Consider the following 12,918-nt stretch of genomic DNA (forward strand, 5'->3'; position numbering starts at 1 on the left):
ATTTGGATCCTCTAATTCATCTAAGTAAGTAGCAAAATTGTAAAATGACTCAGCTCTTAGGAAAAATCCATTCGAAATTTTCGGCAACCAAGAAAGTCTTATGTAATTTCCAAGTTGTGACTCAGATGCAAAAACTTCATAATTATTATTACGGCCTCCGCCTGCTGTATTAAAATCACATTTATCAGCAATTGCTTCCAATAAAGTAGACTTTCCAGAACCATTTTCACCTACAAAAAAGGTAACATTACTTTTTATGTTCAATTCATCAAATGATTTAATTGAAGGAATTGAAAACGGATATTGGCTAAAAGAATTAATATCATCGCGCAAAAGTGTAATTTTTTTTAAAAACATTTTCATCACCTATGAAGATTATACAGTAATTACGATCCTTATCTAAAAATTTATTGTGGGGAAGTACAACATATTATTGTCTTGAACAGTAATTGAGCTATCTTAGCTACGTTTTTTATTATAGTTGGTATAATCCATCCAACATTAACGGAATTTATGAATTTTTTATTTGATTTTGTAAGAATTAGAGCATCTTTACATTGAAAGTGTCTACAATCGTTCAACTTCCAGGTCTAAATACCCTAACCAGTATAGGTAATTATTACGTTTATTTGCGATTCCTTGAAATTTAATTGCTTTTTTACTATTTTTATTGCGATTCTCTAAATTTAATTGCTGTTTTGCTATTTTTAATTGCGATTCTCAGATTTTATTTGCAGTGCGCTGTTTATTTGCACAGATTGGCTCTTTATTTGCGGTACTCTAAGACTTATTTGCAGCTCAAACTGTTTTGTCATCACTCTTTTTTTATTGGAGATTCTTTAATATTATTTTTTTCCAATAAAATAAAAAAGGAGGGTTCTCCTAAGTAGTCAGACAATTAGGATTCCCTCGTTTTTTATGAAGGTCAGGTCAAAACACGGAACTAAGAGCATCCTTATAAATCACAATCGCTCTTACTACGTGAAAAATAGCTACTAGAATAATAGTTACTTCATAAGCAGATACTTTAACTAAATCGAATTTTTTGCGGAGTACAAATTTCCGAAAAAGTGCTGGGAATCCTTCATTCAGTTTTAAACAAATAATATAGAATACTAGAATGACAAAGTATAGGAAGAACCCCATGTCAGCATACTTCCAGTTGACTAAATGAGCAAATAAACTACATAACCAAATTATTAATACATTAACAAGACAAGCTAGAATCCAATTGGAGAAAGAGGATGTCGTATAGATCGTTTTCATCAAGATCACTTCTCCTTTAAATCATCTGTAGTCAATTTTTACGCGTGTAGTCGTTCTTTTATGCGTGTATTAATGACTTTAAATTATGTTTTTTATATAAAGTTTTGATGAAGTTATTCCACATAATTGTGCTGACTTTTAATTCATTTCTCATGTTAAAATGAGATTATACTTACAAGAAAAGGGATGAACTACTATTAATCTACAAGAAAAAGTAAAAAATCTGCCGTTATCCCCTGGCGTTTATTTAATGAAAGATTCAAAAGGTCAAATCCTTTATGTCGGAAAAGCAAAAAGCTTAAAAAAACGCGTTCAATCTTATTTTCAAAATTCAAAGGGACATTCACCAAAAGTGAAAAAACTGGTAACCCATTTAAAGGATTTTGACTATTTATTGACTGATACAGAATTCGATGCTTTCATGCTAGAATGTCATTTAATAAAAGAAATTAAACCAATGTATAATCGTATGATGAAAAGTCCACAATCTTTTATTTACTTAGTCATCAACTTAAATAAAAAAGTTCCTTCTTTTGAGATTAGCTACGAGCCTATTGAAAGTGAAAATGTATTAATATTTGGTCCTTTTACAAGTAGAAGTACTATTGAAAGAGCAGTTACCGGCATTAAGGAATGCTTTAAAATTAATTGTGGCCATCTGGCAGTTAAGAATAGCGCATGTTTAAATTATTCATTAGGGACATGTAATGGAGTTTGTCTAGGTGGATCAGCGCTTGAAGAGTACAATATGATAATTGATAAAGTTATTCGATTTCTTAATCGTACCGACATGAGTCTGCTTGAAGAAATGGAAAAGCTTATGTTATCAGCATCTGAACAATTTGATTTTGAGGCTGCAGCAAAATACAGGGATTGGATTGAAATGGTTAAGTCTTTAATAAATAAAGAAAAACTAATCGAATTTACTGAAAAAAATCATAATATTATTACAATTGAACAATTAGAAAACAACAAATTTAAGTATTTTCTGATCCATAGGACACAAATATTGCATTGTGAATTGGTAGAAATTGAAGACGATTCATTTGATCAGTTAATTAAGCAAATATATTCAAATTCACTTGATTACTTCAAATATAATAATAACCAATCTTCTATAGATGTAAGCCGCGATGAAATCGACGAAGCTCAAATTATTTACAGCTATTTAAATAGTATGAATTGTAAGCATCTAATTGTTCCAAAAAGATGGCTTAGTCATACAAGTGCTAAATTTACAAAAGAGCTTCAAAAATTAGTTAATTTCTCTTAATAAAATAGGCCCGAGGATATTTTCCTCGAGCCATTTTTTATCCTTTTACCTTCTCAAACTGATTCCAGTTAATCGACTTCTCTAATAAAATTGAAAGAATTACCCCCATAATCAGTCCATTTGTTAAAAATGGTTGAACAATCATAGGTAAATTTCCAAAAGTACCAGGAGCAATATTCATTAAGCTTACCCCAACTAAAACCGGGGCTGCCAGTCTAAAAATTGTATCTGATGTAAATACTTTTCCATTTGTACTACTAAATGCTGTTCCAAACAATTGAAGATATGCAACAAATAATACTGCATTTCCAACTGTTACAGGCATAGTTGCTAAAAATGAAATTAATGGCGGAAGTACGCCAATTATTGCTAGCAGTGCTCCCCCATAGATAAATGGTTTTCTTTCATATATTTGAGTACTTTGCAAAAATCCAAGCGATGATGTAAATGGAGTGTATGGAACAATTCCAAATAATGCAGCAATAATTGTGAAGCTGCCTGTGAAAAATAGTGAAAAACGATATTGTTTTGTACTCGCTTTTTCTTTTAATAAATCAGACGCAGCTTTAATTGATGCAAATGTATTACTTAAATTCATAATTCCTGCAAAAAATGAAATCGCAATGATACCTATTTCTAAATTTGGTGCTCCTAAAGGGAATAAAGAAAAATGCGCACTTGCTGCCCCTACTTCTTTTGCATCTGATCCAAATAAAATCGAGTAGAATAACCACCCTACGATAATGCCAATTAATATTGAAAAATTGCTAATAATACGAGAACCTTTTAATTTTAAAATACTAACAAATAATACGATGCATAAAGAAAGTATACTAACCGCTATACTGATTTCACCTTTACTTGTAATTCCAAGCATTCCTTTAAAAAATACAAATATGAGCTGAAATGAAAGTAAAAATAAATAAACTGTCATAACCATTGGGGTAAAGATTTTTTGAAGAAATGAAATCAAATTGAATGCAGATAAAAGTAAAGTAACAATACCTGCTGCAATAAATCCTGTTGCCATTCCTCCTCCTATTTCTGTATAACTTAACCCAAAAGCAGAAGCTGATAATCCTAAATTCAGCATAACGCCCCATAATAAACCAGAATGCCCCTCCATGACCGGATATTTATGACCAAGCCATCCTTGTAAAACGGATGCAATACCAGTAAAGATGAGTGAACTTCTGATTGTACTTTCAATAACATCTGAAGGCAAATGAAATGCAGCTCCTATTGATATGGGAACTACAATCGTATTCGCAAAAATAAAAAATAGCCATTGAACCGATGAAAAAAGAGTAGTAGAAACTCTCACGTTTTTCATAGTTTCCTCCTCCTCTTGCTTAAAAATTCTTTGTGTCTTTTATATAGACTGGGTCTTTAGTCGCCTTTCTCCATTTTAATGAAGTTGAAAGAAAAACACCAATAATAATGAGTGCTCCACCTAAAAGTTGAGATGAAGTAATATTATTTTTTAAAATAATCAATCCAACTAGCATTGCAACAAAAGGTTCTAAGTTAAGAAAAATAGCCGCTTTTGATGCTCCGACAATTTGAATTTGATGATTCCAAATTAAAGTACAAATTCCATGCATAACAATCGCTGTTACAATTAATAGGATCCAAGGCATCGCTTCCTTACTCAAAGCCACGGTCGTTTCTGAAAAAAGCGCAATCGGTAATAAACCTCCAAAACCAATAAAATTCGAGTAAAGCGTAATTGTGGTGGATTCATAGTTTACCGTAAGCTTCTTAATCATAATAATCGAGATTGAAAACGTGAGCATAGTTAGAAAAATCCAAATCAAGCCAATTGTAATTTGAAGCTTTTGTCCGTTTGTAATGACAAAAAACACACCTATAAAAGCTATAATTGAACCTAATACAAAACCTTTTGTTAGTCTTTCCTTTAAAAATATTGAAGCTAAAAAAGATGTAGTAAGAGGAGCAAGCGCAAGTATTAATGCAGAAGTTGTAGGATGGGTTGTTTCTAAAGCGGAATAAAATGACCATTGATTAATACAAGTACCAATTAACCCAAGTAAAATAATCATAAACCAATCTTTTGTCTTAATCTTTTTCCACTTTTTCTTCATTAATGCATAGAAAGCCATAAAGAGTAATATAAAGCACAATCTTAACGCTGACAATAACACTGGTGGAAATTCTTTTACTAGTATTGAACCAAAAATAAAATTACTTCCCCAACAGATTACACAGAAAAGTAATAATAGATAAGAACGAACCATTTTACAGCCTGCTTTCTCAATTATTTTAAAGAAAACTCTTCGCCTAACCTTCCTTTAGGGAAAATAGAGTCATAATTGTACGTATACTTAATTCCTAAAATTGGCTACGCCATTCTAAATTTATCCTTTCTTAATGTGAAAAAATGAAAAAGGAAATCTAGAAAATTCTAGAGATCCTTTTTCTTCTATTATTTAGGCTTTTTACAAAGCTTTGTTCCTATTTTTCCGAACTGGATAGGTAGTTTAAAGTCTATGTTTGGATGTTTATTTTCCTTGGGGAGGCTTTTTTTGGCATCCTTTTTTATTCTTAGCTAAGTGGGTTTAGCGGAAGCCCACTTAGCATTTTCCTATCGAATTCTTTCTAATTGCTCTATTTATTTACGAATCAGTCTTTCTTCACTTAAGGAACCACTAACGATCTTCCCATTATAAATTACTGCTTTTCGATTTGAGCGTCTAGCAACTGCCTCTGCCGAACAGCTTGCTTCAACTAAAACTAGATTTGCAGAATCACCTATTTTTGGCCATACTTGATTTCCTTCTATATCTAAAGGAGTTTTTCCACCTGTAATATATTTTAATGTTTGCGCTAGTGATACTTCATCAATCCATCTAAAGCGTTCAGCTAGTCTTCCCGCTCTTTCAAGGATATCTCCTGTTCCGAGTGGAGACCAAACATCAAAAATATTATCATTCCCCACAGCTACCTCGACTCCGCGTTCATTTAGTAAATCAACTGGAGTCATTTGTCTATTAATAGGTACACTTGTAACAATCGAAATTCCTGCGTCTCTAAAGCTGTTTGCTAGTTCAAATGCTTCTTCTCTTGGAACATCACCTATTCCAAATGCATGGCTGATAGCTACTCTGCCTTCCCAGCCTGCTTGCTTAGTAAATTCTACTATACGCTTCATCGTAAATGTTCCTAAATGACCTGGATCATGTAAATGTATATCAATATCTGCATCAGCTTCAACTGCTAAATTATAAAGCTGATATAATGACTCTTCAATATTTTGGTCTACAACAGCAGGATCTACTGAGCCAACAATTCCTGCTCCATTTCTTAATGCTTCTCTCACATAATTGAATGCATTTGATCTTAATAAACCATGCTGAGCAAATGCTACAACTTCTGAGCTAAGTCGATTCGAATAATTAGTTAAGGCTTGTTCGACTTGCACTAAATTTCTTATTCCAACCTCTGGGTAAATATCTACATGCGTTCTTACATGTGTAGAGCCTGAAGCTAAAAGGATTTCAAGTAAAGCTTCTGCTCGCTCCTTCGTACTTGAAGCAATTGTTGGTAATACCATTTTTTCATTTTCAAATCGATCAATTACACTAGAAGTTGGCGTACAAGCCCTCCATACATCTCCCATTAAAGTTTTATCAAGATGTACATGCTTTTCAATAAAAGAAGGTAAAACTAGTAATCCGTCTGCATCTTGAACTGTAAATTCACTAGTTATATCCGTTTCTTCTTTTGTTATTCGAGTGATTTTTCCATTTTCTATAAAAAGATGAAATAATTCAGTTGCAGTACCGATCACTTTTCCATCTTCTTTTTCAAACCCAATTTCTAATCGAGCATTTTTTAACCAATAGCTAGATTTCATGAATTTCACCCCTTCTTGTAATCAATACTTTATTTCAAAACTGATTCATATTTCAGTCCACCATAAACAATATTTCCATTAGCAATAACAGCAGCACGTTTTGCACGTCTTGCTACAGCCTCAGCAGAACATGATGCATCTACTAAAACCATGTTTGCGTCATCTCCTACATTTGGCCATAATTGGTTACCCTTTTCATCAAGAGTCCTTAACCCACCCGAAATAAATTGCAATGTTTGAGATAGTCCGTATTCATCTTTCCAATTATATCTCTCAGCTAATCTTCCTGCTTTTTCTAACATATCTCCTGTTCCATGTGGAGACCAAGAATCATAGAAACCATCACAACCTAAAGCAACTTGTACACCTTTTGAATGTAGTAAATCAACAGGAGGCATTACTCTATTAATCGGAACAGTCGACATAATTGATATGCCCAAGCTTGCTAGTTTGCTAGCCATTTCAACTGATTCATTTTGCGGTACGTCACCAAGCGCAAATGCATGACTTACTGCTACGCGATTATACCAACCAGCTTGTTCAATAAATGAAACTAGTTTTTGTATTGTATAAAAACCAAGATGGCCTGGGTCATGAATATGAATATCTATATCAGCATCAAACTGTACTGCTAGATCAACCATTTCAAATAATGAAAGTTCAATATTTTGATCAATACCACCAGGATCTAATCCTCCGACAATCGTTGCTCCCTCTCGCATCGCTGTTTTCATAAATGATTTGCTATTTGTGCGAAGTAATCCATGCTGAGGAAAGGCAACAATCTCGTGGGTCATTTTATCTTTATACGTATAAAGTGCTTTTTGAATTTCTTCTAAATTTTTCAAGCCAATATACGGATCAATATTAACATGTGATCGTACATGGGTTGCGCCACCTTTTAATAATAGATGAAGCATTTGTTCAGCACGATGTTGACCTGTTTCAGCTAGTTCAACAAGTTCAGCTGCTTCTAAATTTAATCTCTCTACTAAATTTGCAGCAGGAATACAAGCCTTCCATGGAAGTCCAAGATAGGTCTTATCTAAATGATTATGCATTTCTTTAAAAGCAGGTAAAGCCAGTAAATTTTTTGCGTCCTGAACTGGTAGATCTGTTTGTAATGGAAAATTCGCCAATTGTAATTGTTCAATTTTGCCATCATTAATTCGTAAATTGTAAAGAGTAGTCTCAGTACGTTCAATTTTTCCATCTTCAAATACAAATCCGCTATCAAGTTTTACATTTTTAAGCCAATATGATTGATTCATCTCATCACTCTCTTTAATAAAACTTAAACTGTTGTTGATTCAAGATTTGAAATTGAACCACTTACAACATTACCTTTAAATATAACTGCAGCTCGTTTTGCTCGTCTCGCAACTGCTTCAGCTGAGCAAGTAGCCTCTACAAGTACGATATTTGCTTCATCTCCAATATTTGGCCATGCTCTTTCACCTTCATTATTTAAAGGGGTTACCCCGCCTGTAATAAATCCAAGACTATTAGCAAGTGTTTTTTCTTCAATATATCTAAATCTTTCAGCAAGTCGTCCAACTTTTTCAAGATTATCTCCAATTCCAAATGGCGTCCAATGATCTGTAATGCTGTCATTACCTAGTTCAACTTTTACGCCTTTTTCACTTAGTAAAGGAATTGGAATTGTTCTAAAAATTGGAACCGTAGAAGTAATTGAAATGCCTAAATCAGCAAATCTCTCAGCAATCGCAGTAGCATCTGGAACAGAAAGATCTGCTAAACCACTTGCATGACTTACTGTAACTCTTCCTTGCCATCCTGCTTTTTCAGTTAATGTAGCTAATCTTTGCATTGTAAATAATCCAAGATGATCTGGATCATGTAAATGAACATCGATATCAGAATTTGATTCAACCGCTATCTCCATAATCGTCTCAAGAGAACGTTCGATGTTTTCATCGATTGAAGCTGGATCAACACCACCTACTAGATTTGCTCCATATTTCATCGCTTCTCTTACTAGTTCGACAGAGTGACTTCTTAATAGTCCGTGTTGTGGAAATGCAACAATTTCATGTGTTAATTTATCTTTATATCCTTCTAAAGCTTGCAGAGTTGCTTCTAAGTTTTTTAATCCGATAACTGGATCAATATTACAATGTGTACGAATGTGAGTCGTACCGTAACTTAATAATAGATCTAGCATTTTTTCTGCTCTTTCTTTAGCAGTTGGTAATAATTTTGGTAATAAAATTTGCTCTTCTTCAATACGTGTTTTTACACCATTTGTTGCTGGCATACACGCTTTCCATGGTCCACCATAATAAGTTTTATCAATATGAATATGCATTTCTTTAAATGAAGGAACCATTAGAAGGCCTCGCACATCATATTGAGGCAATTGATCTGTAATTAAATCACTAACTAATTGAATAGAAGCAATTTTTCCATTTTCAATTTTAACATTGTACTTTCCAGTTGCAGTTCCGTTGATAACTTCATTGTCATTATAAGTAAAACCATTTTCCAGACTCACATTTGTTAACCAATACGATTTTGACAATATACTCACCCTTCCATCCCACATTAAATTTTGATTCTATTTTAATTATAAGTCTGTTTGAAATATTTTGATTTTAGTATATTTACATATTTTTAAGGTATTTTTACTACTTGTCGATGTCATCAATAAAAAAGTAAACCTTTTGAGTGTTGGGGTAAAACAAGTTAATGTTAGTTGATTTCCATTTCAGGATGTTCGCTTTCCATGGGGCGAGATTCTTTAGCCTCCTCGGAGTGTGCCTGTGGGATCTCAGGCCTCGCATCTCCCAGTCGAGATCCGTTACAATCTATGTGGAACTTATTTTCTTCTTTTTGCTGTTTTACTTACTCATGAAACCTTTATGAGTAAGTACCTTTCTTCTTTTTACTGTTTTACTTACTCATGAAACCTCTATGAGTAAGTACTTTCCTTCTTTTTGCTGTTTTACTTACTCATGAACCCTCTATGAGTAAGTACTTTCCTTCTTTTTGCTGTTTTACTTACTCATGAACCCTTTATGAGTAAGTTACTTTCTTCTTTTCACTGTTTCACTTACTCATGAACCCTTTATGAGTAAGTACTTTTCTTCTTTTTACTGTTTTACTTACTCATGAACCCTTTATGAGTAAGTACTTTTCTTCTTTTTACTGTTTTACTTACTCATGAACCCTTTATGAGTAAGTTACTTTCACATTTTTACTGTTTTACTTCCTCATGGACCTGTTCTGAGTATGTTTTTCAACAAGAAAGAAAGTTCACCCCTAAATCAGGATGAACCTTCACTTGCAGAAAAATCAGATTATTTAATTGTTACATCGTTAATCTCTAAATAGCCTGAAGGGCTTATTGAGAAGCCTTTTACATTTTTCGAGATTGCAGCGACATTTTCGATTACTCTTACAGGAATATAAGGTGAATCATCCATTTCAATTTCTTGTGCTTTAGCGTAAATTTCTTTTCGTTTTGCTTCGTCTTTTTCTTTTCTTCCAGCATTAATTAAGTCATCAACTTTTGGATTGCTATAGAAGAATGTGTTTCCTGCAGCTCCGCGTGAGTCTGAGTGGAATAGGTTGTACTGATTATAATCAGCATCTCCTGTTGCGTTTCTCCAGCTTATAATAAACATTTCTGATTGTCCTTTATTTACTTTTTCAACGAACGAACCGTATTCCATCACTTGTACTTTTAAATTAATCCCAATTCCTTTTAATTGTGATTGAATAACTTCTGCTAAATTTACTCGTTCTTTACTATCCATCGTAAGGATCGTTGCATCAAATCCATTTGGATATCCTGCTTCTGTTAATAGTTTCTTTGCTTCTTTTAAATTGTAATTGTAAGCTTTTAATTGCTCATCGTATCCGAATACTTTTGAGCCCATTGCTGAATTCGCTTTTTTACCAACATTGTTATATACACCTTTAATAATCGAATCCATTTCAACTGCATGAGCGATTGCTTTACGTACACGTACGTCATTAAACGGTTTTTTTGTTACATTGAATCCGATATACTCTGTTCCGTAACCTTCACTTCGGTATACTTCCATAGCCGAGGATGATTCAACTTGATTCATAACTGCTATTGGGAGTGGTTCTGCTATTTGAGCTTCTCCAGTTTCAATCATTGATATTCTTGTTGAGTCTTCTGGAACGACCTTAAAATCCACCTTGTCAATCTTTGGTTTTTTCCCCCAGTAATCTTCATTTTTAACTAGTATAATATCCTGTCCTGGAGACCATGATTTAAATTTAAATGGACCTGTTCCGTTTGGTTCTTGAATAATGTTTTTACCATATTTATCAATTGTTTTAGGACTTATAATTCCACCTTCATGATTTGCTAAAACTGAAAGAAGTGGTGAGAATGGTTCGCTTAAAATAAATTGAACTGTATATTCGTCGACTACTTTAACTTCTTTTACCATTTTAAATACAACTGCTCTTGGTGAAGCAACTTTAGGATCTAATAAACGATCAAATGTTTTCTTTACAGCCTCTGCATTAAATGGTGTACCATCATGAAACTTCACATCATGTCGTAGTTTAAATTCCCAAGTTTTATCATTGATTTGATTCCATGACTCTGCTAGCATTGGTTGAATTTCATTATTTTCATCTCGTTGGACTAGACCTTCATAAATTTTATGATGGGTAACGCTTGCTGCATTTATTGTAGACATAAATTGTTGATCTAAATTTTCGGCATCTGATAACCGAGCAATTACTAGCGTGCTTCCTCCTTTGGAATCATTTGCTTGTCCATTTGCTTTCGTACCTACGTCTTGATTAGATGAACATCCTGTAATTGTGATAGCAGAAAATAATACTAGTAAACATTTACCTATTCCTGATTTTAGTTTCAATGGCACTGCCTCCCTGTTTAAAGTTTGTCTTACAAATATTTATCTAATTATATAAAATATTCTGATAATTATTTTTGAATATCTTTACCTGTTTTTTCAGTTTCTTTACTTATTTTTAATTATTTGACTTTGCTTCTAGTTCTTTAATTGATTCAAGCCTTTTAAAAGATGATGGAAATAGATCATTTTCAGGAAGTTGTTCGTAATCCCTTTCCATATATCCTCTTCTCATCTTATTAAAATACACTTGACCTTTTTCTTTTAATACCTCCATATCAAGATTAGGAATTACTTGATCTTGCATCACAATTCTTCCATTTATAATTGATAGTTTTACATCTCTACCTGAACCACTTACAAACATAGTACGAATTGGGTCATCAATAACACCCATATGGAATCCATTTAAATCAATCGCAATGATATCCGCCTTTGCTCCGACGGCAATGCGACCTAAATCTTCACGATTTAGAAATGTCGCTGCACCTAGAGTGATAGAATTGAAGAAATCAGCGTATGTCGATCCTTCAACTTCTTTTTCTACAAGTCTTGAAAGCATACTACCAGTACGTACATTTTGAAAAATATCTGGAGGGAAAGTATCAGTACCTAATGCAATATTGATTCCCTCCTTCCTATATTTTGCATATGATTCAAGTCCTTCTCCGTGTCTTCCTATAATAAGTGGACAATGGATAACAGTAGTATTTGTTTCTTTCAGAAGTGAAATGTCATTATCAATATTGTAATTCGCTCCACTATAGCCCGATACAAAATGAGCATGGGGTATTCCTGTATTTGGACCTAAAAATCCAAGATTATATAAATATTTAATTGGTGTAACGCCGTGTTCTTTTAAAATAGTATTAAATTCAAAACTTCCTTGCGCAGCATGGAGCTTGATTGGAACGTTTAATTTGTCACTATAATATTTTGTTTTTATCAAAATTTCTTCAGTCTGTGATTCTATTCTTTCTGGAGCTAACATCCCTCTGACCAATCCATCAAATGCACCATCGAAGGTTTCAACAAACTTTACTGCTCTTTCTAATCCTTCCTCGCCCGCTTTTTCATCCCAATGAATTTTAATGTTTCCATCTGGTTCGACAACTCTAATTCCAGCTTGATAGCTTGGTCCAAGGTAAATTCTCAGTCCTAATTTTCCTGCATGATTCGCTGCAGCTTCCAACTCTTCAAAAGTTTCAGCCCAATTTTTGTAAAAAACGGATGTAATCGGCATAGCAGTAGTAATTCCATTTAAAATAAGCTGGGAATATGCATATAACGATTTAAATGCTTCTTCCTCCTCACTCATTAGCTCATGATGCCCATTTTTTACAAATTCCTCAGACCAAAGGAGATTTTTTTGTCTATTTGATTTCGCTTCTAAATGCAAAATATCATGGTCAATGTCACCTAAGGCATTTAAATCAATAAAACCAGGACTAAGGATTGCGTTTCCAACGTCAATTACTTGATCTACTTCTTCTGTATAGTTTTTTCCAACATACAAAATTGTATCTTTTTCATATACAATCTCTGCATTTTCCAATATGACATGTTCACTTCCGTCAAACCCAATCACATATCTTCCCTTTAGCTTCGTTTTCATTTTT

The 12,918-nt window shown here is 33.4% G+C and carries 10 protein-coding genes; 1 reads left to right on the forward strand and 9 read right to left on the reverse strand.

Annotated elements, in window-relative coordinates:
* Positions 1 to 357: AAA family ATPase (locus tag BM319_RS10955; protein ID WP_139226530.1), on the reverse strand; the 357-nt coding region annotated here is incomplete at its 3' end.
* A gap of 573 nt (positions 358 to 930) precedes the next feature.
* Entirely contained in the window at positions 931 to 1,269 is a 339-nt protein-coding gene (locus BM319_RS10960; RefSeq protein WP_139116378.1) for a hypothetical protein, read from the reverse strand.
* Positions 1,270 to 1,489: 220 nt separating this feature from the next.
* Between BM319_RS10960 and BM319_RS10965 the strand changes: the two genes are divergently transcribed.
* On the forward strand, positions 1,490 to 2,539 hold the full coding sequence (locus tag BM319_RS10965) for a GIY-YIG nuclease family protein (protein ID WP_353615544.1): 1,050 nt from the start codon (positions 1,490 to 1,492) through the stop codon (positions 2,537 to 2,539).
* Between the two features lie 37 nt (positions 2,540 to 2,576).
* On the opposite strand, the gene BM319_RS10970 is transcribed toward BM319_RS10965, so the two are convergent.
* From BM319_RS10970 to BM319_RS11000, 7 genes are all read right to left on the reverse strand, one after another.
* Positions 2,577 to 3,872, reverse strand: coding sequence for a uracil/xanthine transporter (locus BM319_RS10970; protein WP_025568503.1), 1,296 nt, complete (start codon positions 3,870 to 3,872; stop codon positions 2,577 to 2,579).
* 19 nt (positions 3,873 to 3,891) lie between these two features.
* Entirely contained in the window at positions 3,892 to 4,797 is a 906-nt protein-coding gene (locus tag BM319_RS10975) for a DMT family transporter (protein ID WP_025568504.1), read from the reverse strand.
* A gap of 374 nt (positions 4,798 to 5,171) precedes the next feature.
* Positions 5,172 to 6,416 carry an amidohydrolase gene (locus BM319_RS10980; RefSeq protein WP_091022661.1) on the reverse strand — a complete coding sequence of 415 codons (1,245 nt, stop codon included), beginning with the start codon at positions 6,414 to 6,416 and terminating at the stop codon, positions 5,172 to 5,174.
* A 29-nt stretch (positions 6,417 to 6,445) separates the two neighbouring features.
* Complete coding sequence (locus BM319_RS10985; protein WP_025568506.1) at positions 6,446 to 7,687, reverse strand: amidohydrolase; 1,242 nt, start codon at positions 7,685 to 7,687, stop codon at positions 6,446 to 6,448.
* A 23-nt stretch (positions 7,688 to 7,710) separates the two neighbouring features.
* Complete coding sequence (locus BM319_RS10990) at positions 7,711 to 8,982, reverse strand: amidohydrolase family protein (protein WP_502686143.1); 1,272 nt, start codon at positions 8,980 to 8,982, stop codon at positions 7,711 to 7,713.
* A gap of 754 nt (positions 8,983 to 9,736) precedes the next feature.
* Positions 9,737 to 11,302, reverse strand: a complete 1,566-nt coding sequence (locus tag BM319_RS10995) for a glutathione ABC transporter substrate-binding protein (RefSeq protein WP_025568508.1) — start codon at positions 11,300 to 11,302, stop codon at positions 9,737 to 9,739.
* A 115-nt stretch (positions 11,303 to 11,417) separates the two neighbouring features.
* A complete protein-coding gene (locus BM319_RS11000; RefSeq protein ID WP_091022664.1) occupies positions 11,418 to 12,914 on the reverse strand; it encodes an amidohydrolase family protein in 1,497 nt (498 codons plus the stop codon).
* Between the last annotated feature and the right edge of the window lie 4 nt (positions 12,915 to 12,918).

Origin of the sequence: Bacillus sp. UNCCL81, from assembly GCF_900112535.1 — a bacterium.
Lineage (GTDB): Bacteria > Bacillota > Bacilli > Bacillales > Bacillaceae_G > Gottfriedia > Gottfriedia luciferensis_B.